General features: G+C 52.3%; 16 protein-coding genes and 1 other RNA gene. 3 read left to right on the top strand and 14 right to left on the bottom strand.

Features of this window, described 5'->3' with window-relative positions; translation table 11 throughout:
• Positions 1 to 49 precede the first annotated feature (49 nt).
• From addA to ilvN, 3 genes are all read right to left on the bottom strand, one after another.
• Positions 50 to 3,799 carry a helicase-exonuclease AddAB subunit AddA gene (gene addA, locus NUV48_05890; protein ID MCR4441672.1) on the bottom strand — a complete coding sequence of 1,250 codons (3,750 nt, stop codon included), beginning with the start codon at positions 3,797 to 3,799 and terminating at the stop codon, positions 50 to 52.
• Positions 3,792 to 7,283: a helicase-exonuclease AddAB subunit AddB gene (addB, locus tag NUV48_05885; protein ID MCR4441671.1), complete on the bottom strand. Its 3,492-nt coding sequence runs from the start codon at positions 7,281 to 7,283 to the stop codon at positions 3,792 to 3,794. Before addB ends, addA begins: the two co-directional genes overlap by 8 nt.
• Before the next feature lie 92 nt (positions 7,284 to 7,375).
• Positions 7,376 to 7,870, bottom strand: coding sequence for an acetolactate synthase small subunit (gene ilvN / locus NUV48_05880; protein ID MCR4441670.1), 495 nt, complete (start codon positions 7,868 to 7,870; stop codon positions 7,376 to 7,378).
• A gap of 173 nt (positions 7,871 to 8,043) precedes the next feature.
• On the opposite strand from ilvN, the gene rnpB reads away from it, so the two are divergent.
• An RNA gene (gene rnpB, locus NUV48_05875) (RNase P RNA component class A) lies at positions 8,044 to 8,420 on the top strand.
• Between the two features lie 15 nt (positions 8,421 to 8,435).
• On the opposite strand, the gene NUV48_05870 is transcribed toward rnpB, so the two are convergent.
• From NUV48_05870 to NUV48_05850, 5 genes are all read right to left on the bottom strand, one after another.
• Positions 8,436 to 9,644 carry a DUF362 domain-containing protein gene (locus NUV48_05870; protein ID MCR4441669.1) on the bottom strand — a complete coding sequence of 403 codons (1,209 nt, stop codon included), beginning with the start codon at positions 9,642 to 9,644 and terminating at the stop codon, positions 8,436 to 8,438.
• Positions 9,645 to 10,547, bottom strand: a complete 903-nt coding sequence (locus NUV48_05865) for a methylenetetrahydrofolate reductase (GenBank protein ID MCR4441668.1) — start codon at positions 10,545 to 10,547, stop codon at positions 9,645 to 9,647.
• Positions 10,544 to 11,227: a methylenetetrahydrofolate reductase C-terminal domain-containing protein gene (locus NUV48_05860; protein MCR4441667.1), complete on the bottom strand. Its 684-nt coding sequence runs from the start codon at positions 11,225 to 11,227 to the stop codon at positions 10,544 to 10,546. Before NUV48_05860 ends, NUV48_05865 begins: the two co-directional genes overlap by 4 nt.
• A 6-nt stretch (positions 11,228 to 11,233) precedes the next feature.
• Positions 11,234 to 11,884 (bottom strand): hypothetical protein, encoded by a 651-nt coding sequence (locus tag NUV48_05855; protein MCR4441666.1) that lies wholly within the window; start codon positions 11,882 to 11,884, stop codon positions 11,234 to 11,236.
• Positions 11,885 to 12,079: 195 nt separating this feature from the next.
• The gene (locus NUV48_05850; protein MCR4441665.1) at positions 12,080 to 13,492 is read right to left on the bottom strand and encodes an aspartate aminotransferase family protein; all 1,413 of its coding nucleotides are present in this window, start codon (positions 13,490 to 13,492) and stop codon (positions 12,080 to 12,082) included.
• A 48-nt stretch (positions 13,493 to 13,540) separates the two neighbouring features.
• Between NUV48_05850 and NUV48_05845 the strand changes: the two genes are divergently transcribed.
• A complete protein-coding gene (locus NUV48_05845) occupies positions 13,541 to 13,798 on the top strand; it encodes a hypothetical protein (protein MCR4441664.1) in 258 nt (85 codons plus the stop codon).
• A 29-nt stretch (positions 13,799 to 13,827) separates the two neighbouring features.
• Here the strand turns inward: NUV48_05845 and NUV48_05840 are convergent, their stop codons facing one another.
• The 6 genes from NUV48_05840 to NUV48_05815 all read right to left on the bottom strand — a co-directional run bounded on the left by NUV48_05840 (position 13,828) and on the right by NUV48_05815 (position 20,412).
• A complete protein-coding gene (locus tag NUV48_05840; GenBank protein ID MCR4441663.1) occupies positions 13,828 to 15,747 on the bottom strand; it encodes an FAD-dependent oxidoreductase in 1,920 nt (639 codons plus the stop codon).
• On the bottom strand, positions 15,744 to 16,448 hold the full coding sequence (locus NUV48_05835) for an ABC transporter ATP-binding protein (protein ID MCR4441662.1): 705 nt from the start codon (positions 16,446 to 16,448) through the stop codon (positions 15,744 to 15,746). The genes NUV48_05840 and NUV48_05835 overlap by 4 nt, the downstream gene beginning before the upstream one ends.
• The gene (locus NUV48_05830; GenBank protein ID MCR4441661.1) at positions 16,435 to 17,205 is read right to left on the bottom strand and encodes an ABC transporter ATP-binding protein; all 771 of its coding nucleotides are present in this window, start codon (positions 17,203 to 17,205) and stop codon (positions 16,435 to 16,437) included. The genes NUV48_05835 and NUV48_05830 overlap by 14 nt, the downstream gene beginning before the upstream one ends.
• Positions 17,206 to 17,231: 26 nt before the next feature.
• Positions 17,232 to 18,233, bottom strand: coding sequence for a branched-chain amino acid ABC transporter permease (locus NUV48_05825; protein ID MCR4441660.1), 1,002 nt, complete (start codon positions 18,231 to 18,233; stop codon positions 17,232 to 17,234).
• Positions 18,234 to 18,242: 9 nt separating this feature from the next.
• Positions 18,243 to 19,121 carry a branched-chain amino acid ABC transporter permease gene (locus tag NUV48_05820; GenBank protein ID MCR4441659.1) on the bottom strand — a complete coding sequence of 293 codons (879 nt, stop codon included), beginning with the start codon at positions 19,119 to 19,121 and terminating at the stop codon, positions 18,243 to 18,245.
• Positions 19,122 to 19,242: 121 nt separating this feature from the next.
• Positions 19,243 to 20,412 carry an ABC transporter substrate-binding protein gene (locus tag NUV48_05815; GenBank protein MCR4441658.1) on the bottom strand — a complete coding sequence of 390 codons (1,170 nt, stop codon included), beginning with the start codon at positions 20,410 to 20,412 and terminating at the stop codon, positions 19,243 to 19,245.
• Positions 20,413 to 20,804: 392 nt separating this feature from the next.
• On the opposite strand from NUV48_05815, the gene NUV48_05810 reads away from it, so the two are divergent.
• Positions 20,805 to 21,011: transposase (locus tag NUV48_05810; protein MCR4441657.1), on the top strand; the 207-nt coding region annotated here is incomplete at its 3' end.

Below are 21,011 nucleotides of genomic sequence, written 5' to 3'. Positions count from 1 at the left end.
TTTAACGACTAAATTATAATTCCTGCGCGCCCGGTAGTTCAAGAAGGGGTCATAACACTATCGCCTCGCCCAGCGCAACGGAGTAGAGAATTCTTTCCCTCACCGGTTTGCCAAAAACCGCTTCTACCGCGCGCCCGTACAAGTCAAGCTGCATCCTGTAACGTTCTATAAACATTTCCCTGGTTTCACGTGTTACCAGATCAGTCTTATAGTCCAGCAAAACATAATCGTCACCTTCGGCAAAAAGACAGTCAATCGTCCCCTGGACAAGTATTTTCTCGCCTGCAGGCACCCCTTTTATGCCCAGCGCTTCACCTGCCGGGAGCAGCATGATAAACGGCGTCTCCCTCATGATTTGCGGGCTGCCGGCAAGCCGTTTTCCCAGCGAGGAGCGAAAAAACATCTCAATTGCCCGGCAGGATATGCTGTTTCCCTGGGCCGGGGTGATTATTTCCTTTTTCACCAGCAGACCCACCTGTTCCCGGATGTTTTCTTCCGTAAGGCTCTGGGAAAGGTCAAGATGTCCCATGACCAGGTGAAATGCAGCGCCCTTTTCCGCTGCCGAGAGGCCTTTTTCCTCCTGTAAAAAGACCGGCCTCCGGGAGAAATCACACTGCCGGCTAAAAGTGCTGCCGCTCATCTCATCCTCGTTTGCCTGGTGAAAGCGGTGCTTGATCTCCGTAACTGAAAGCTTGGCCGGTATGGACGAAAGCGCGGCATACTGATAGCGCCATCCCAGCCTGTCACTGACCGCCTGGCGGTACCCGCCGGTTCCTTCCACAGGCAAAAGCGCGGCAACCCTGGCCAGCTTTTCCCTATCTTTTTTTTCTGCCGCCTTTTCCCGCCCCGGTGCGGCCTGCTGGTGCCAAACGGTAATCTGCCACCTGGAAGGGTCCTCTTTATTCTCGCCGTTCCCTGCTATCCCCGCTGCTTCCAGCAACGCCCTGCCATCCTTATGCCGCAGCAGGGCGGGCCCCAGCCAATCCAGGAAACAGTTCGCTCCCACCTGGATGCCTGGTGTAAATTCCCATCCCTTCAGGCGAGTAACCCGCCGCCATTTCCTTAATTTCCCGGCCAGGCCGTCGACAGTGCCAACAAGGACAAGTCCTTCCCTGGCCCTGGTCAAAGCGACATAAAGGATGCGCGCTTCTTCCGCCAGAAGCTCGTTTTTCAGCCTGTTCCTCACGGCTATCCTGGCCAAGGTCGGGTACTTAAGGCGCTTTTCGTAATCCACTATGACCGGCCCCAGCCCCAGGTCCCTGTCAACCAGGATGTCTTCCCGCAAGTCCCGAAAATTGAAGCGGCGGCCGAGCCCGGCCAGAATTACGATGGGGAACTCAAGCCCCTTGCTTTTATGGATGCTCATGATGCGGACAACTTCCTCTTTTTCTCCCAGCGGGCGGGCTGTTCCCAGGTCCTGGCTGGTCTCTTCCAATTTTTCCATAAATCTCAAAAACCTGGACAGGCCTTTCATCGTCGTTTCTTCATACTGTTTAGCCCTGTCATAAAGGGCCCGCAGGTTGGCCTGCCTCTGGCTGCCTCCCGGCATGGCGCCCGCGCAGTCGTAATATCCCGTTTCCCGGAACAAGAGCCAGATCAGTTCCACCAGGGACTTGCGGCGGGAAAAAGTGCGCCAGCGTCTCAGGCGTCGCATAAAACGGCGCAGTTTCTCCCCCAGCTCACCTTTCTCTCGCCGGGCAGCAAGGCATACCGCATTGTAAAAATCTGCCCGGGGCATTCCCATGCGGATACAAGCCAATTCTTCCGCCGTAAGGCCAACGATGGGCGAGCGCAGTACGGCGGCCAGGGGAATGTCCTGCCGCGGGTTATCTATAATTTTCAGGAGGGACAGCATCGTTTTAATTTCCTGGACCTCCAGGTAACCGGCGCCCGTTTCCGCGTACACCGGGATACCCAACCGCCGCAGTTCTTCTATAAACACTTCTCCGGCATTCTTGGTGGAACGCATCAGAACCACAATATCCCTGAACCTCACCGGCCGGTAGGCCTTCATCTCCCCGTCCCAGACCTGCCTTTTCACCAGTTCCAGGATTCTCCTGCCCGCTATCCTGGCTTCATACTGTACGGTGTCCAGTTCTTCTTCTCCTTCTCGATCCGCTTGTGCTTCCGCCTCCTGCCGGTCCTCCTCTTCACCAGGCTCCGCGAGGGCTTCTGCCCGGCGGTTTACGATATGCACCTCAATCATTCCTGGCAGAACGGAACCTGCCTCAGCCGGGTATTCGGGATAAGATGCTCCCTGCACCAGCTCCGCGTCCGCTCCGTAGTCGATCCCCCCCAGCTTGGCGCTCATTATCTGGCGAAACAAGTAATTGACCCCGTTGATGATAAAATCCCGGCTGCGGAAATTCCGCGAAAGCGCAATCCTCCGGCCAGGAAAGCGCTGGCCTGCAGGAAGCCCGCCGTATTCACGATACCGGGCCAAAAAGAGGCCGGGTTCGGCCAGCCGGAAGCGGTAGATGCTCTGCTTCACGTCTCCCACCATGAACATATTGCCCGGAAGTTCTTCCCTGGAAACAAGCTTGAGGATGGTTTCCTGCACGCTGTTTATATCCTGGTACTCGTCGACCAGTATTTCCACGTAGCGGTCTCTCAATTTCTCCGCCAGTTCCGACCTGTGATGTCCCTCTTTCTCCTCAACGGAAAGCAGGTTTATGGCAAAATGTTCCAGGTCTGCAAAATCGATTACGTTCCGCTCCAGCTTGGCTTTCAGATAAAGCCGCGAATAATCTTCAACCAGCAGGCAAAGCGAATCCATCAATGGAGCGATCTTCCACATGTCTTCTATGTATTCCTGGGGCGTGCGCGCCAGGAATACTGTCTGCAGTTTCTTAATGATTTCCTTGGCTTCGCTGCGCAAGGTTGTCGTTTCGTTCTTCAATTCTTCAGCCACGTTTTTGTCCCGGCACGGCTTAAGGGAAGCGAAACGCACCTCCCCCAAGGCTCTTAAACAGTCCTGCCACGATAGTTCTGAAAACATAAGCAGCAACCGCTGCAGCATTTCCGATTCCATCTCCAGGTCCTGGCAGTAAACCCCGGGGCCGCCGGGCCTGGCCGCCAGGGCGGCAGCGTCTTTCAGCTTCTCTACCGCTTCTTCCAGCGGGAGGATGATGCTTTCTTTCACCTGAGAAAAAAGGGCTTGAATCGCTTGGTCGTCAAGGTTGCTCCTGAAGGCCGCTGTCGCCTTTCGCAGCCAGGAAGAAGGATCCGGCTGACTGCGAGAAAAATCGTAAAGCTTTAAAACCAGTTCCTGCAGGACCCGGTCATCCCTCTCGCCCCCGAAACACTCCACCAGTTCCAAAAACCGGCTGTCTTCCGCCGCATACCTGTCTTCAAAAAGCGACTCCAGTGTCTCAAGTTTTATCAGCGCCGCCTCAACATCGCCAGCGACGCGAAACCGGGGGTCCAGGACAAGCCCTTCAGGCAGGGAAAGCCGGTAGTAGTTTTGCCTGATCATGTCCAGGCAAAATGAATGAAGCGTAGAAATCGACGCGCGCCCTACCAAAAGAAGCTGCCGCTGCAAGTTTTTATCCTGCGGTTTCTCCCGGCTGCGCGCCGCCAGCGCTCCGGCTATACGCTCTTTCATTTCCTGGGCCGCAGCATTGGTAAAGGTAACGACCAGCAGGCGGTCAATATCAACAGGATCAACCGGGTCAAGAACGCGCCGGATAATCCTTTCCACCAGGACAGCCGTCTTACCGGCGCCGGCCGCCGCTGAAACCAGCAGGTTACGGCCTCTTGCAGTGATCGCGGTTTCCTGTTCTGGCGTCCAGTTAACCATTATCCACGGCCTCCTTTCTTATCCCGAGCTCGCGCCATATCTCGCCTGGCTCCCTGACCGGCAAGACCCTGTAGGTCTCACCCGCAACTGCCGGATCGAACCGGCAAACCGCCTGGTAAGAGCAGTACGCGCAAGGGCTGCTGCCCTTATAGCGGTATGGCTGAATGGAAATCTCCCCGGCCATGATCTCTTCTCCTATTTCTGTCAACAGGTTCTCCACATGAAGGCGCAGGCTACTGAATTCATCCCGCGTTAGAAGACAACCGGAGTCCTTGTATAACTCCCCGTTTTTTTTCATAGCCGCGGGAATGAGCTCGGAACGGCCGTTAATCGATGAATCCATAAGCATAATGGCCTGCGGGTCTTTGAGCAAATAGCCTTTCATTCGTAACTCCTTCAGGATTCTGCTTTCAATTTCGCCCCTTTCCAGGGGTTTATCCCCGGCCACAATGGGATCCTGGATTGTAAAATAAAAGACGCCTGCCGGCAGGGCCTCTTCACCGATAAGCTCCCGGGCATGAGTCATAACCACGTCCAGGTAAGCAACGAGCTGTATTTTAAGGCCGTAGAAGATCTCCATAAGGCTTAAAGTGGGGTTCCCCGATTTGTAGTCGATAACCCGTAAGTAATACCCGTTTTCTCCCCTTGCGGCGTCAACCCTGTCTATCCTCCCCTGGAGAACGATAGTCCCTCCGCTGGCCAGTTTTAACCGGAGACCAGGCAGGCGGCCTTCCGGTCCGAAAGACATTTCCAAGCCCACCGGGCGAAAAGTACCGCGAAGCTCATGCTCACGCAAAACGCGCAGCGCCCTTGTCACGGTGCGTCTAAACTTGCGGGTTAGGAATCGATACCGCGAAGTGCTCAACAGCAGTTCGTTCTGCAGCTGGGGAACAATTTCATCCACGGTGCTTTCCACCAGGCCGGAAAGCCGGTGCTCGTCTAAACCGGCCAGGTCCAACCCCTCCCCTTCCAGGCGGCGGTATGCCCGCTCGATGGCGGCATGAAAAAACCGTCCCAGGTCGAGTGCTTTAAGCTTGTATTCTTCCCTTTCTTTCAACTTGAGCCCGTAATTCAAAAAATACGAAAAGGGACAGGCTTTGAACCTTTCCAGCCTGGAAATGCTGGTTAATAAACTGCTGCCGTACAATCTGCGCACGAGAGGCAACGGAAGGCGCTCCTCCCTGTTCGCTTGGGACAGTCCATTCACTACAAGGGCCAGGGGCTTTTGCCATTCCTTCTCGTTCAAAAACCAGTTGTAGACATCCCACCAGAGCGGTTCAACCGGTTCGCCGTCAGCGGCCCGGCGGAGGTTTGCGCCCAGGCAGCCCATGACGGGCCTTGGATTCACGAGACAATCAAGGGCCATGTCGGTCACCTCTTTGGCCTGTCCGCCTGGCCAGCCGTTACTTTCCCTGGCTGAAGGGAAAATCCTCCCCAGGTGTTCAAAAAGAAACGAGGGACTTAAAGCCCTCCCCTCTTCATCAGACGCGGGAAAACTAACCTGCAGGAAGTCGCTTGCCCTGGTCAGGGCCAGGTAAACCAGAAACTGTTCGGCAAAAAGCCTTTTTTCACTGGTGGGGGCCAGTTCCACTCTCATTTTTCCCAGGATTTCTTTTTCATCATCGCTAAAAAATCCCTCTTCACTGATCCGTTTAGGCAAGACACCCTCGTTTGCGCCCAGCACAAAAACCGCCTTCAGGTCGGGGTTGCGGGAGCGATCCAGTGTTCCTACCAGCACCTGGTCGAGGCGGGGCGGGATCAGGCCGAGCTCAATGCTTTCCAGGCCGCTTTTCAGCACGCGGCTGAACTCCCGTACGTTTATTTCCTGCTCTCCCAGGACCTGCACAAACTGTTCCAGCAGCTCCATGACTTTCTGCCATACCTGGCTGTGCAGCTGTGCTTCTTCCAGTTCCCCCTCTTCCTCCGCCTTGCGGCTCCAGTACTGGAGTTTACAGGCCGCAGCCAGCTCTTCCAACAGGTTGTAAATGGAAACGGCAAAATCCCTGGCCGTGCGCGCCTTCCGCAGGCCGGCTTCCAGCCGGCCCAGGGCCGGTATCGCTTTTTCCCTGGCCCTGTTGATCCTTTTCAGTTCGGTTTCTTCCTCGCTGGCCGTTCCCGCTTCCTCTTGCCGGTATTCTTCTTCCAGCGTACAGCGGCGCATGTAGCCCCAGGGCTTTCCGTCAGTCCACCGGCTGCCCCTGATTCCATGAGAAAGACAATAATTTTCCAGCAGGTCGACCTCCCGGCGAGAAACGGGAAGAAGGTCGGTTTTAAGACAGCGAAACAGGGGCTCATGATTCCAGCCGGACTCCACCACCTCCAGGGCTCCTTCAAGCAGGTCAAGGAGCGGGTGATGGCGAAGCGGTCTTTTTTTATCCAGGAAATAAGGGATGCCGTAGTCGTTGAAAACCGCGGGCAAAAGGCTTTCATACGGGGAAATGTCGCGGAAAAGCACGGCAATATCTTGGAAACGCAGCCCCTTTTCACGACATAAATTGAGTATTCTCTGGGCTGTCCCTTCCAGTTCGGCCCTGCGGTTGGCCGCTGCCGTCAGTTTAAGGCCTGCGGCCTCCCCGGCAAAGGGAGCAACCGCTTCAAAGAAGCTTTTTTCCAGGTGGGCCAGTTCTTCCCGCCGCGAAAAGCGGTGTGCCATTCCGTAATCCAAAAACAGGTATTCCTCCCGGCAGCCTGTTTCCCGGGAAATCTCCACCAGCTTCCGCCAGGTTTCCCAGGGAGGATAAAAAGTGTCCGTTTCCGTCAGGCTCTTATTAAGGTGTTCCCGGTCCAGGCAAAGCGTTATGCTCACCCCGGACGTTTTTAAGAGTATTTCGCGGATCACTTTGTATTCCTGGGGAGTAAAACCATGGAAGCCGTCCAGCCAGATGCCGGCGCCGTCCAAAAACACGGAAAGGGGAACTTTCCTGGCCAGCTTGCGCAACAAATCCTCCGTGTCAAGGTATTTGTTCGCCAGGTAATCCTCGTATTCGCTGTAAACAAGAACCAGGTCTTCCAGCCTGCCCCGCAAAGCATCCTCCTTTGGGCCGGCCAGGCTTTCCAGGCAGGAAACAAACTTCCCGGGAGTTGTGTTGTATGCCTTAAACTCGGCCATTACCTCCGCCAGTTTTTCTAAAAAACCCGGGGTATCCATTACCCGGGCAAAAGCCTTCATTTGTTTCCTGTTTTTTTCCAGGATGCGGCGTAAAATCAGGGCCTTTCCCACCTTATCCAGCACCGGGTAAATCCCGCCTCCCGTTTCCTGCAAAACGCGCCAGGCCAGGCGTTGAAAGCTCAAAACATGTACCTGCATGGTCCCGTCCAGCCCGCAGAACTCAAGAAGGTTTTTTTCCATATGGAAGGTGGCCTGTTCAGGCACCAGGTAAACGAGCGGCTTTTCCGGCTTCTGTTGTTGATGTTGTTTTATCTCCGCCAGGCACTGCCGGGTTTTCCCCGACCCGGCCCTCCCAATAATAAAACGCAGGGACATGCTTGCCTCCTCCCTTTCCATTTGTTTAATTCTGCTCAGAAAAGGCATTTACCTGCTAATATAAAACAAAAATCCCCGCCCGGGGATTTTCACTACATTTTTTTGGCCGGCAAAGGCCCGCGGGAAATGACGGTCTTGCCGGTCCGCACAATTTCTATGATCCCGTGGTCTTTCATCACTTCACAAAGAGCGTCGATTTTACTCTGGTCGCCGGTCAGCTCTATGACCATCGTTTCACGGTTGACATCCACTATTCTGGCCCGGAAAATGTCAACAATGTCCACAATATCGGAACGCTTCTCCGGGCTGGCTTTCACCTTGATCATGGCCAGTTCGCGTTCGAGACTGTCCACTTCGGTCAGGTCTACAATTTTGATGACATCAACCAGTTTGGAAAGCTGGTTGACGACCTGTTCTATTTCCCGGTCGTCACCGTTAACCGCTATGGTAATCCTGGTCATGTTAGGCTCCTCCGTGTAGCCGGCCACAATGCTTTCAATATTAAAAGCCCTCCGGCTGATTAAACCGGAAATCCTGGTAAGCACACCGGGACGGTTTTCCACCAGCACAACCAGGGTATGAATCATGTTAGCCAAAAGGATCCCTCCAGTTTGCCCGTTTGCTCTTATTACGACGTATTATAGTTGTATTCAATCTGTTTTGTCAACGGTTTTAACGATTTTCAAGAGCATTCCGCTGGTCTTCCAGCGAATCCCGCTTTCATTTTTGATATTAATGTGATAATATATAGTTCCGCACATGAGTATGCCGGGCGACCGCGGGCCCAATCGCCGAAAGGCCGGGCCTGAGGAAAGTCCGAGCTCCGCAGGGCAGGGTGCTGGGTAACACCCAGTGGAGGCGACTCCAAGGAAAGTGCCACAGAGACATACCGCCGATGGCCGTATTTTGCGGCACAGGCAAGGGTGGAAAGGCGAGGTAAGAGCTCACCAGCAGCCAGGTGACTGGCTGGCTCGGTAAACCCCACCTGGAGCAAGACCGAATAGGGGAGCTGTGGAACGGCCCGTTCCGCTCCCGGGTTAGGTCGCTAGAGGTGCCGGGTAACCGGCATCCCAGATAAATGGTCGCCGCCCCTCAAACGAGGGGGCACAGAACTCGGCTTACAGGCATACTCATGCGCTTTTTTTGTTTTTTTTAATTGGTCATCCAGCCTTTTTCCCGCAACGGCGGGAAGACGGACTTCTGCGAATACCAATCAAGCGGCGGACAACCGGGCACTTTGGCTATTCTAGGCATCCCGCTTTTAAAACCTCCCTGGAAAGCCCTCCGCAGGAGATAAGCCATTCCCGCCTTCACCCCGCAGTTTCCCACCAGCCAAAATTCGTCGGCTTCCACATCGGGCCTGACGGCGATTGGCTCTCTTCCGATGATCACCGCGTATTTTTTCGAAGGGTCCCAGCCTAAAGGCACGCTTGGTATTCTCGGTTTGCATCCGGGACAGACGCCCCCCGCGTACACGCTGACATTGTCATACTTGCTCACATACTGGAAAAGAGGCGGAGAAAAGGGCTGTTTTACCTTCTCAATATCTTCCCCCACAACCTTGATCAGGCTCATGTCCGTTGTGCCTATTCCCAGTTTTTCAGCAGCCTGCATCAAAGCCAGGCTGCGGGGATTGATGCACATAAGGTGGCAGCCCACAGTGTCGACCGCCATGGTATCCGTGCCGGCGAGGACCACTCCGAGTTCAAGGGGCGTACCCCCGTGCGGCCCGAAACCTTCCATGGCCATTACGGCGTCAATGACGGTCACATCAGGCTTGTAAGCCTTCTGGAGATCGGCGATAAAGAAGGCCTGGTCAAATTCCCGGTGGTATTTTTTCCGATACTCGTAGCGGATTGCCCCTAAAACATTTTTCAGCCCCAGGGTAACGCCTGTCAAGAAATGGGTTTTTGCCTTGGGGACATTGACCACCATATCGGCCTCCGCCAGAGCCCTGGGGAGGCGTATTTCTTTGAGCACGTAGCCGTCAACCGGGACCGCCACTTCAGGCTCCTCATCCATGTCGCACAAAAACCCGCCGTTTTCCAGGACGGCCTTTTCCATTCCTGAAACCCGGTACGCGTCGCGGCTCAACGCGCCCCAGGCCGGTCCTTCACCCACAACCACCTTTTGGGCCCCACGTTCGTAGAAGTAGCGCACCAGCGCGGCGACTGTTCTTTGCTCCGTGACTTCAGGGGAATTCTCCGAAGGAACGGTAGCCACAATATTTGGTTTGATAAACACCACGTCGGAGGAAGGTTTAAAATCGCCCTCCGCTTCCAGCAATGCCAAAGCCCTCAGGACCCCTTCACCCGGGTCATTACACTTGACGACCGCCACCGTTTTCTTGGGGGAAGCCATCTATTCCACCTCCGTTTCGGAAAACCGCTTTTCTTTCTTTATCCCCGCTTTTTCAAGTACTTGCGGCACCAATTCTTCCGCACCAATCGTCATCAAATGGACCCCCCGGCAAACGCCTCGCGCTTCGTTTATTAAACCGGCGGCTATCTCCAGGCCGGTTATGACCGGGTCCCTTGATTTTTCCAGGTATTCAACCAGTTTTACCGGAACGCTGATGCCCGAAATATGCTTATTTATATACCGGGCCATCCCGGCGGACCTTAAAACCATCACCCCTGCCAGCAGGGGAACGCCCATCCTGGCGGCCTCGTCCGCAAACGGTTTCAGCAAAGAGATTTCAAAAACGGGTTGGGTCTGGAAAAAGCGCGCGCCGGCCTGTATTTTTCTTTTCATCTTCAACAGCTGGGGCTCAACCGGTGAAGCGTTGGGATTAACGACTGCCCCCGGGCACAGGTTGGTAGCCCCGGCAAGGGGATTGCCTTTCATGTCGCAGCCTTCGTTTAACCTGCTCACGACCGCCAGGAGCGATACGGCATCCAGGTCAAAAACCTGCTTGGCGTCCTTATGGTCGCCTAACCCGACATGATCGCCCGTGATGCACAGCACGTTTTTGATTCCGAGGCTGAACGCGCTCAATAATTCCGACTGCAGGGCGATCCGGTTGCGGTCCCTGCAGTTGAGCTGAAAAACCGGTTCAATGCCTTTATCCAGCAAAAAATGGGAAAGGGCCAGGGAACCGGAGCGCATCACCGCACTCTGGCCGTCGGTTACATTGACGGCATCCACCGCCTGGACCAGGTTCTCTGCCGCCTCTAAAACTTTGCCGTAATCAGTCCCCTTGGGCGGGGTCAACTCCGCCGTTACCAGGAAACTTTTTTTACCAGCCAGTTCCGTAATCGTCATAAGGTCTCCACCTGCCCTTCAAGGAGCTGTGTTTTGAAGACAACCAGTTCTTCGGGCGGCTCGTTCCTGGAATGGTCTTTTATCAAGGGCGGACCCACAAGGAGTTCTTTGCCGCCCCGCTCTTCCAACCGCCGGTATATTTTTTGCCAGCCGCATTCTCTTGATTCCGGCCGGAATTCGCACCTTCCGTCCTGGCTCCCGCCGCACGGCCCGTTTAAAAGCCCCTTGCTGCAAGCTGTCAGGGGGCAAATACCGCCGGTATAAGGCAGCAAACACTCGCCGCATTCTTTACACAATTCGGCGCCCCACGGCTGCCCGAACCTGCCACCCATGCTGACGGTATCGCATGCGGGATAAACCGCCCCTTGGCTGACTTTAGCCACAACCTGGGCGCCCACCCCGCAGCAGACGGCAAGCACGGCGTCAAAACTCTCTTTGCTGCGGGCCTTGCGGAGCCAGTGTCTCACCAGCACTTCTTCGCACAAGAATTCGATGGTGACAACGTCAGCAACGTGATGGCCCCGTTGTTCCGCTTCACTTTTGAGCAAGTTCAACTGGCCGGGCTCGGCGCTGCCGAAGCTCTCCGCACAGCCGTTGCACGCCAGCAAGAGCAGGGACTCGCTGCTCTTGAGCCGGCCGAACATTTCTTCCAGTGGTTTCAGGCGGCTGATCATCATCATGTCAATTCACCTCTCCTGTCGTTCATAGCGCCGGAACAGCCTGCATTCCAACCACAAACGTTCTCCCATCTTCGGTCGCACAGCATGCGTCCACGGCGTTTCCGCCGCTTTTCTCCACATTTCGCTTTTGCAGACTTCCGGAGCGGTCAAATGATAGACGGCCAGGTACTTGTGAGGCCCGTCTACGCAGCGGTAGCGGCGGGCGGAAAGAACCCCTTCAACCTGCAGCAGGGCGGGAATGTGCTCCGTCTCATACCAGCGGTTAACCTCGTCTTCCGCTTCCGGCCCGACGTTGTATCCCACCAGCAAAAGGCCTCCAGCTCCCCCGGGCGCCACCTGCGTGCCGGGATTGACTTGCACAGCCTCGTAGCGCAGGAAACCGCTTACTCTTGACTGGATGCGCTTGGTCCACGGCGAGTAATTGTTTCCGGCGATGGCCTTGTATTCCGGCCCCCGCAGCACATCCACGCTGGAAAGGTCATAGATGGCCACGGATGTCTTCTCCTTGTTTATCGCCAGATAGCGCTCAGCGGAAAGAAAACCGGGAATTTTCATTCTTTCGGGTATATGCTCGGTTTCGTACCAGTCGTTGAATTCATCCTCGTTTACCGTGTCGTACCCGAGTACGGCAACTAAAATCCCAAGCTGCCCTCCCATCAACATACCTCCTCCTCATTTTTTAGCTCAGTTCTTATTTTTAAGAAGTAATTTGTATATTCTCCGCCCCTACTTTTTTTCCTCCGTGAAATGTTAAAATATTTTTAGATATATAACAAGATGCCATGAATATATGAACTGTAAAAGAAAAAACCCCGGCCTTGCGGGGACACAATAAAAATATTAATCTGTTTGTCACCGCCCGCGTTTTAAAACCGACCTGGCCGCCGTACCCACGCTGTTTTTTACCACCCCGGAAAAACTGCGGGCCAGGATCTCCTCCAGGCAATCGACAACCCTGTCCAGTGCCGCCCTGCTGACCGTCAGCGGCGGTTCCAGGCGGATGACATTGGGATTATTAAGGGTGTACGCGGTAATTATCCGGTATTTGTTCATTAGTTCACCAGCCACGAGAGAACCAAAATACTCACCGGCCAACTTGTTGGCCCTTCCCCCCGTCAGCCTGTCCAGGAGCCCCGGGACCGGCTGGTTGAATTCCACGCCGATGAGCAGCCCTCTCCCGCGCACTTCTTTTACCAGTTCGTATTTTTTCTCCAATGCTTTGAGCTTATCAAGAAGATAGGCGCCCTTTTCAGCCGCCTGAGCAGGCAGGTCTTGTTCTATGAGACTCTCCAGGGCGGCCAGCCCGGCGGCCATCGCCAGGGTGTTGCCGCCAAAAGTGGATGTGTGCACAGCATATTTGTCTATCCCGCCGTACACCGCTTCCCAGACAGCGGAGCGTGCTATGTAAGCGCCAACCGGGATTACCCCGCCGCCGAGCGACTTGGCCAGGCACATGATGTCGGGCGTGACGTTTTCTTGTTCACAGGCAAAGAGGCTGCCTGTCCGCCCGAATCCCGTCTGTATTTCATCGACTATCATCAAAGCCCCGTAAAGGTCACACAGTTCCCTCGCTCCAGCCAGGTAGCCGCAAGGCGGCACAACAACGCCGCCCTCGCCCTGGACCGGTTCCACAATAAAGGCCGCCGCATTCTTTGCGGAGAGCTTTTCTTCCAGCGCCTGGAGGTTTCCGAAAGGAACCGCTTCGCAGCCGGGCAGCAGCGGTAGAAAAGGCTTCCTGTACTTTTCGCGGCCTGTCACCGACAGCGAGCCAAATGTTTTACCATGAAAAGAATTTTCACAGTAGACGATGCCTGTCCGACCGCTGTTATATGCGCGAGCCAGCTTCAAAGCGCCTTCCACCGCTTCGGTACCACTGTTGCAGAAAAAGACCTTTTCCAAATCCCCCGGGGTCACGCGCGCCAGGTTATGAGCCAGGGCCGCAGCCAAGGGGTTCAACGAAGCCTGGAGGAGATTGGGACGTTCCAGGACTTTTTCAACCGCGGCCTGGACTGCCGGGGGATTGTGCCCGAGGTTGACGGAACCGTAGCTGCCTAAAAAATCGAGATATTCTTTTCCCTCGGCGTCCCAGGCGGTGCAGTCCTCGGCACGCACGAACCTCTTGTCAAAATCGATCAGGGCCATCATGTTGGCCAGCCCCGGATTGATGTATCGCCGGTAGTAATCGCGTATCTCCTGCCGGTCCAGCTCCAGGGCATCCTCCAGTGTCAGCAAGTCATTCTTAGCATTTGCCTTTTCCTTACTCATTTTTCCACCACCTCTTTTATATTATAATAGAGTTGGAGGTGGTTTTACATGTCAATTAACCAGGTCTTGCTAAATTTTGAACGCGATGTCCCCGTAAGCCGCCTGGAAAACAGGCTGGAAATCGGCAGTTCCACAGGAAAAGGAGATGCCGGGGTGGAAAAAGTCCTGGTCCGTTTCCACGAGCATTATCTCATCGAGGTTAAAAAAGACAAAAAGGGTCAGGTCCTGATCATCATGACCTCCGGGGGAGTAAGCAAGGAAATCGACCTTCAAACCTTCCACCAGCTGATCGCCATGAATTATTAGGGAAGATTGCCATTCGGCGAAAGCTGCCGCTATATGCTTAGACCCGCCTGGAACCCGTCGCTGATTGCATCCAGGCCGGTACGCGGATTCAGACAGTCGCCAACAAAATGCACTTCAAGATTTAGTTCCCGCAGCTCTTCACCCAGTTTCTTAACTGGCAGGGCGCCGGTTGCCAGCACCACGCTGTCCGCGTCTATACTTTGTTCATTTCCCAACCATTCAATCACTACGCAGCCTGGATTAATTCGTTTCACTTTTGCTTTTATCAGAATCCTGATCCCTTTTTCGCTTAACCTGTTCAGGATCAGCTTTCGCCTTGTCGGTTCCATATCACCAGCAATATCTTCCATCATCTCTATAACAATAACACTGAGTCCTTTTTCTGCTAGAAATTCGGCGGTTTCTAAACCCGTGCCGCCGCCGCCGATCACTGCCGTCTTCCCCGCCACTATTTCCGGTTTGCGCAAAACAGCCTGAGCGGTTACTACATGAGGTAAATTCACCCCTTCAATTGGTGGGATAAAAGGTATTGAGCCGGTCGCCACCACAACGGCGTCAGGCTGCATCTTCTTTATGTCCTCAAGTCCTATTTCCTGGTTTAACCTTATATCAACGTTAAGCCTGGCAAGCTGAGCAGACATATAACTCAACAGGTTGGCGATCTCATCCTTGCAGGGCGGTTTAGAGGCTAAATATAACTGTCCGCCCAATTGCTGGTTTCTCTCGCAAAGTACTACCTTATGGCCTCGCGCTGCGGCTGTCAGGGCGGCCTGCATACCGGCAGGCCCGCCGCCCACTACCAGGACATTTTTGGGGTGCGGGGCGGAACTGATCCTCCATTCCTCTTCTTTGCCAACAGAGGGATTACCAAAACAGGTAATATTCCTGCCCTGATGCAGCTGGTAATTGCATCCCTGGTTGCAGGCTATGCACGGCCTGATTTCATCGGCCTTGCCCTGGGCTGCCTTCTGGGGAAAATACGGGTCGGCAATGAGGGCCCGGCCTAATGTGATCAAATCGGCCTTCCCCTCTTCCAGGATTTTAGCGGCTAATTCCGGGTTGTTGATACGTCCCACCACCGCCACAGGAACCGCAACTTCTTTTTTTATAGCGGCGGCAAAGGGAACCAGAACACCCCGGGGAATTGCCATGGGTTGAACCATCATTTCCATGGAGAGATGAGTCCCTGCCGTGACATGGATGCAGTCCACATGAGCATCCTGCAGCATCCTGGCCATTTCCAGGGATTCCGGCAGCCTTATCCCTCCTTCCACAAAGTCTTCAGCATTCAACCGGACCATGACAGGCAAGCTATCGCCTACTCTGTCTCGAATAGCGCCAATAATCTCCAGCAAAAACCTCATCCGGTTCGAAAGGTCCCCACCGTAGCAATCCGTTCTCCTGTTCGTTACAGGGGATAAAAAGCTGTTAATCAAATAACCATGACCGCCATGAATCAACAGGGCGTCAAAGCCGGCTTTTACCGCTCTACCAGCTGCTGCAGCGTAAGCGGCCACCACCTGTTTTACTTCTTCTTTAGAAAGAGCGCGCGGCGGCGGTATTACACCTGCCTGATAATACACGTTCGAAGCGGCCGCCGGCATCTCGCCAATCACCATCCGCGGGACCTGGGGTCCTCCATGATGCAGTTCGGCCGCAATCATTGCCCCATTGGCATGGACAGCATCAGTCAGCTGAGACAAACCATCAATTAAACCATCCTCATGGATGCCTAACCGTTGATTCCCACCTCTTCCCTGGGGGATTACATAGCAGGATTCAGTAATTATGAGTCCTGTGCCTCCGCGAGCCCGTTCTGCGTAGTAATCAATTATTTTTTTGGTGACTCTGCCTTCTTTATTGGCGAAATGAGTCGCCATAGGCGCCATAACAATACGGTTTTTCAGTTTCATATTCCCAATAGTAATTGGGGAGAAAAGCATGCTCATATTCCGAGATAAGCCTCCTTAACCTGCCTGTTGTTCAAAAGCAGCTCAGCTTTGTCTTCCATGATAATTTTACCAGTTTCCAGAACATACCCGCGGTTGGCAATGGAGAGGGCCAGGCGCGCGTTCTGCTCGACCAGCAGCACGGTTGTGCCGGCACTTGTGATATCCCTGATGATATCGAAAATCTCTTCAACGATGATCGGAGCCAGCCCCATGGATGGCTCATCAAGCAAAAGCAGCTTGGGTTTTGACATCAGCGCGCGGCCAATAGCCAGCATCTGCTGCTCCCCGCCGCTGAGAGTTCCTGCCATTTGCTGGGACCTTCCTTTCAATTTGGGAAACAGTCTAAAAACGTTTTCCAGATCATTTTGGATACCGTCTTTATCTTTTCTGGCATAACTGCCCATGTATAGGTTTTCTAAAACCGACATCTCGGGAAAAACCTGTCTTCCTTCCGGAACAAGAGAAATTCCACGCTGCACAATAAGCCAGGGGTCCAGGCCGTGCAAAGGCTCGCCGAACAATTCTATCTTTCCCCTGGCAGGTTTTAACAGACCCATGACTGTTTTAAGCAAAGTGGTTTTTCCCGCCCCATTCGCTCCAATGATCGTTACCGTTTCTTTTTCTTTGACTTCCAAACTTACCTGCCGCAAGACCTGAATCTTGTCATAAAATACATCAATACTATCAATTTTTAACACGGTGACCCTCCTTCCCAAGGTAGGCCTCAATTACTTTCGGATTATTGCTGACTTCCTGGGGAGTACCTTCCGCAATTTTTTCACCGGAATCAAAAACGGTAATCGTTTTTGTTACTTGCATGACTAGCTTCATATCATGTTCCACAAGTATGATCGTGATGTGAGCATTGTTCAACAGGTAAATGAGCGAAATCAGTTCCTCCTTTTCCTTGGGGTTCATCCCGGCCCCTGGCTCATCCAGCAGTAACAGCAGCGGCTCTGTCCCCCAGGCGCGGGCTATTTCCAGCACTCTTTGCCTACCATAGGGTAAATTCGCGGCAACAGTGTTCCTGAAACTGGCAAGTCCAACGGCCTCTAATATAGAGTCTGTCTTTTCCTGGATCTCCTTTTCATATTTCCTGGCTCTTACGGTTTTAAATATTATGTCTATAGAAGACACGTTGTACCTGCTGCCTGCTGCAACTTTTACATTGTCCTGCACGGTCAATTCCTTAAAAAGCCTGATGTTTTGAAAGGTGCGCGCAATGCCCTTTTTCGAAATCTCATTTGCCTTTAGTCCAACAATATTTTCTCCTCTTAGAAAAATTTCGCCTTTCGTTGGGAGCATAACCCCCGAGATCACATTAAAAAAAGTCGTTTTGCCGGAACCATTGGGCCCAATTAAACCGTGAATTTCTCCTTGTTTAACTTCTAGACTAACATTGGACAGTGCGGTAAGTCCTATGAATTCTTTAGTTATATTTTGAGCGACTAACATATTATCCATGTTTTGCTTACCCCCTTTCATTGTTTAGTGGCCCTAGAAATCTGCCCGTCACTATCCTTGCGTCCTAATGCGCCGACAACATTATGGTATAGTTGTACAATTCCTTTAGGCATGTAAATCATCCCCAAAATGAGAAGAAGCCCGTAGATTATCATCTGGTACATCTTGAATTCCCGCAACATTTCCGGAAGAAGCGCCACAATGAATGCGCCGATAATTGCCCCTTGCACGGAACCAAGTCCGCCGATCAAAATCATCATCAGCATCATTGTGGAAAAATCAAAAGTAAAACTGTCCGGGCTTAAAAAGCAAAGGTAATGCGCATAAAGACCGCCTGCCAAACCCGCATAGACAGCGCTCAGCGCAAAGGCATACATTTTATAATAGATGACGTTAACTCCTGAAATCTCGGCGGATAACTCATCATCCCTGATAGCCTTCATCGATCTTCCATAGATGGAGTTCTCAATTCTCATCGCCACAAATATGGCCAAGAAAACAAAGACTAAAATCAGGTAATAGTACGCCTGGCTGCTGGCAATTGAAAAGCTTCCTATTTTAGGAGAGGGAATACCCGTTAAACCCATCGGTCCTTTGGTTAGTTCTCTCCATTCCACGAAAAAAGTATAGATGATCTGCCCGAACCCGATAGTTGTTATTGTAAGGTAAGGCCCTTTCAGCCTCAGGCACGGCAGGCTGAGAAGAAGGCCAAGAATTCCTGCAAGTATCGTCGCCAGGGGCAGGGTTATCCAAAAGGAGAGATTAAGTTTAATCGCCAGCAGCGCGGAGGTATACGCGCCAATCCCGAAAAAAGCCGCATGCCCTATAGAAAGCAATCCGGTGACACCTGTCAGCATGTTCAGTCCTATTGCCAAAATAATATACACGGCCACGATGATCAGCACGTGAAGCCAGTAAGAATCGGCAATATATGGCATCAACAGCACTGCCAGCAGCAACAGAACACCCAGCCATTTTTTTATTTTTATCGTTTCCACCAATTCAGCCAATCTTGCCATTCGTTTCACCTACCTTTGCGACTTTCTATAGAATAAACCTGTTGGTTTAAAGGCTAAAACGATTATTAAAATGCTGAAGGCTATCGCATCCTTGTATCCCGAAGAAATAAAGTAGGCCCCAATTGTCTCGGCCAGGCCCAGGAACAACCCGCCAAAAATAGCGCCAAAGAGATTACCGAACCCCCCCAGCACGGAGGCCACAAAACCTTTAATGCCCACCGAAGCTCCCATGGCGGGCTCAACATAAGCCAGGGGAGCCATTATTACCCCCGCTGCCGCGGCGAGAGCAATAGCCACGCCAAAGGTTAACAAATCTATCCTCTCAATGTTTACGCCCATAATCGCCGCCGTATCCCTGGACTGAGCGACAGCGCGCATACCCATTCCCAGTTTGGTCTTAAACAACAGCAGATAAAGAACAAGCATCAACAGAATGCCGATCAAAAAGACGCAGACATCCTCGGGAACCACATATAATCCTAAAAACTCATATGGGGCATCTCCAAATACCGATGGAAAAGACGCGCCAATCGGTGACCAGATCAGGATAGCCAGCTGCTTCACCACAATGCTGATGCCAATGGTAATCATCAACAGGGTAAGGTCAATCGCCCTCCTGACCGGCTTAATGGCAACCCTTTCCGTGATCAAGCCGGCAACGAACATCACCGCGGCACTGAAGAGAAACGCCAGAAAAAACGGCCACTTCCACGAAACATAAGCGGTTAGACCCACATATGCCCCGACCATAAAGAATTCCCCCTGGGCCCAGTTCACGACCCTCATTCCGGAATAAATCAGAGTGAACCCAAGGGCGATAAGGGCATACATGCTTCCGATAGCAAGACCGCCAATAACCTGTTGCGCGAACATCTGGAAGGAATTCATTCTGCCTTTCATCCTTTCCTCATAGTTTACGAAGTCGTAGATAAAAGCCGGAGAAGATATCGATTCCCCGCTATCCGGAGATAGGCCGTATCTCCCCCGGCTTCTATGCTTTTGGTATCCGCTACTTGGCCAAGAATTCTATTTTTCCGCTGCGGTAGATTCCTTTCAAGACAGTATGCAGTCCTTCTCCAACCTCGTCGAAATTAAACACTCCCTGTACGCCTTCCATGTTCTGTACCTTGCGAATAGCGTCACGCAGTGATATATTGTCAATCTTTCCTTGGCTGTGCTTGAGTGCCTCCGCCAGGATATACATGCCGTCATAAGCAGCAGCGCAGCGAGCTTCGGGAGCATACCCATATTTTTGGGTGAAATTCTTTACAAAATCTTGCACTTTGGGGCTAGGATTGGAGGCCAGGAATGAGGTGGCCACAATTGTTCCCTCTACTGCCTCGGCGCCGCCTGTTTCAAGGTATTTGGTTCCTGTCAAGGGCAGCCCGCCAATGATCTCCAGGTCTTTCATTCCCAGCTGTATTCTCTGCTTGGCGATCAGGCCGCAGTCCGCTTCATCGCCGTGCAGTAATAGAGCATCAGGATTTGCCTTTTTTATATTGAGAAGCTGGGCTGTGAAATCTTTATCCGGAATATTAAATTTTTCGTTGGTTAAAGGCTTCAGCCCGTTTTTCTCCAGATAAGGAGCCCCAACAATATACCCGCCTGTCCCATAATCAGTCGTATCGGTCAAGAATGCAATATTTTTCTTGCCCTGAACCTTTACGGCGTATTCCAGTATGCTGGTCATTGTCACTTCGTCAGAGGGACTCATCCGGAAGATCCATTGGTTATTTTGCTTGGTTATAACGGGGCTTAGGGAGAATGTGATCTGGGGCATCTGCCGCCGTTCCGTTTCCTTCATATTGGCCAGGGTGCAGGAACTGTTAAACGGCCCCATGATGATGTTTACTTTATCCTTTTCAATGAGTTTAATGGTAGCATTTACAGATTTCGTCGGATCTCCGCCGTCATCTTCATAAACAATATCAATTTTTACCCCGTTGACCCCGCCTTTGGCGTTAATTTCCTCGGCGGCCAGTTTCGCCCCGTTCAGCAAGTACTCGCCTGCCCAGGCATAGTTGCCGGAAAACGGCGCAATCCAGCCAACTTTGATCACACTCGCTTGAGCCTTTTCCTCCGCTTTCTTGCTGCAACCCATCAAACCGATCGTGGCGATAAAACAAATCAGCACGATTAGTACTACAACCCTGGAGGATACACTTGACTTAAAATACATAACTCCACCTCCATTTTTTTAATTGCTTTTTTAATTCAAGACAGTTATTATTCTATGCTTTTATCACCCCCCCCTTGATTTGAAACCGCTTTCCTACCAGACTGCCCTAGCGTGAGTTTACGAAATAACCATAAAATATGGGAATAAAATCTCAATAATTATTAATGTCCATTCAGAAAAGTGGCGCCAATTCAGTGGTTCACGTAATAGTATATTTTGGAATAAATGTTAACCAGATGTATTACCCTACTATGTTCTCGTGGTATAATTGATATTGTTACTGATCAATATCTCATAAGGCTTTTATTCAGTAAATTTTTCTTAGCAAAGAAGGAATTAATATAACCCTCGTCGAATTAATGTATTACCCTACTAATTGACGGGGGGATTGAATGGGTACTATCATATCTAAGAAAAAGAAAAATCAGCTCTATTATTACTACGTCGAATCAGCCAGGATTGACGGCAAACCGCGTGTTGTCTACCAAAAATATCTGGGCCGGGCCGAACGAATTGTTCAGGCCTTCGATAAAGAAGGAGGTTTTGGCAACCCAAAATACAGTCTTGTTCATGAATTCGGCGGTGTCTGCGCTTTATAT

It is taken from the genome of Peptococcaceae bacterium (assembly GCA_024655825.1).
Lineage (GTDB): Bacteria > Bacillota > Peptococcia > DRI-13 > PHAD01 > JANLFJ01.
This window is presented reverse-complemented; position numbering and strand designations above follow the sequence as displayed.

What these genes read in the sequence shown, in the direction of transcription:
- NUV48_05860 (MCR4441667.1), bottom strand. Translation starts at nt 11,227, where the DNA reads ATGATGATGATCAGCCGCCTGAAACCACTGGAAGAAATGTTCGGCCGG.
- NUV48_05825 (MCR4441660.1), bottom strand. Translation starts at nt 18,233, where the DNA reads ATGGCAAGATTGGCTGAATTGGTGGAAACGATAAAAATAAAAAAATGG.
- addB (MCR4441671.1), bottom strand. Translation starts at nt 7,283, where the DNA reads ATGTCCCTGCGTTTTATTATTGGGAGGGCCGGGTCGGGGAAAACCCGG.
- NUV48_05820 (MCR4441659.1), bottom strand. Translation starts at nt 19,121, where the DNA reads ATGAATTCCTTCCAGATGTTCGCGCAACAGGTTATTGGCGGTCTTGCT.
- ilvN (MCR4441670.1), bottom strand. Translation starts at nt 7,870, where the DNA reads ATGATTCATACCCTGGTTGTGCTGGTGGAAAACCGTCCCGGTGTGCTT.
- NUV48_05815 (MCR4441658.1), bottom strand. Translation starts at nt 20,412, where the DNA reads ATGTATTTTAAGTCAAGTGTATCCTCCAGGGTTGTAGTACTAATCGTG.
- NUV48_05845 (MCR4441664.1), top strand. Translation starts at nt 13,541, where the DNA reads ATGTCAATTAACCAGGTCTTGCTAAATTTTGAACGCGATGTCCCCGTA.
- NUV48_05830 (MCR4441661.1), bottom strand. Translation starts at nt 17,205, where the DNA reads ATGTTAGTCGCTCAAAATATAACTAAAGAATTCATAGGACTTACCGCA.
- addA (MCR4441672.1), bottom strand. Translation starts at nt 3,799, where the DNA reads ATGGTTAACTGGACGCCAGAACAGGAAACCGCGATCACTGCAAGAGGC.
- NUV48_05840 (MCR4441663.1), bottom strand. Translation starts at nt 15,747, where the DNA reads ATGAGCATGCTTTTCTCCCCAATTACTATTGGGAATATGAAACTGAAA.
- NUV48_05865 (MCR4441668.1), bottom strand. Translation starts at nt 10,547, where the DNA reads ATGACGATTACGGAACTGGCTGGTAAAAAAAGTTTCCTGGTAACGGCG.
- NUV48_05850 (MCR4441665.1), bottom strand. Translation starts at nt 13,492, where the DNA reads ATGAGTAAGGAAAAGGCAAATGCTAAGAATGACTTGCTGACACTGGAG.
- NUV48_05870 (MCR4441669.1), bottom strand. Translation starts at nt 9,644, where the DNA reads ATGGCTTCCCCCAAGAAAACGGTGGCGGTCGTCAAGTGTAATGACCCG.
- NUV48_05855 (MCR4441666.1), bottom strand. Translation starts at nt 11,884, where the DNA reads ATGGGAGGGCAGCTTGGGATTTTAGTTGCCGTACTCGGGTACGACACG.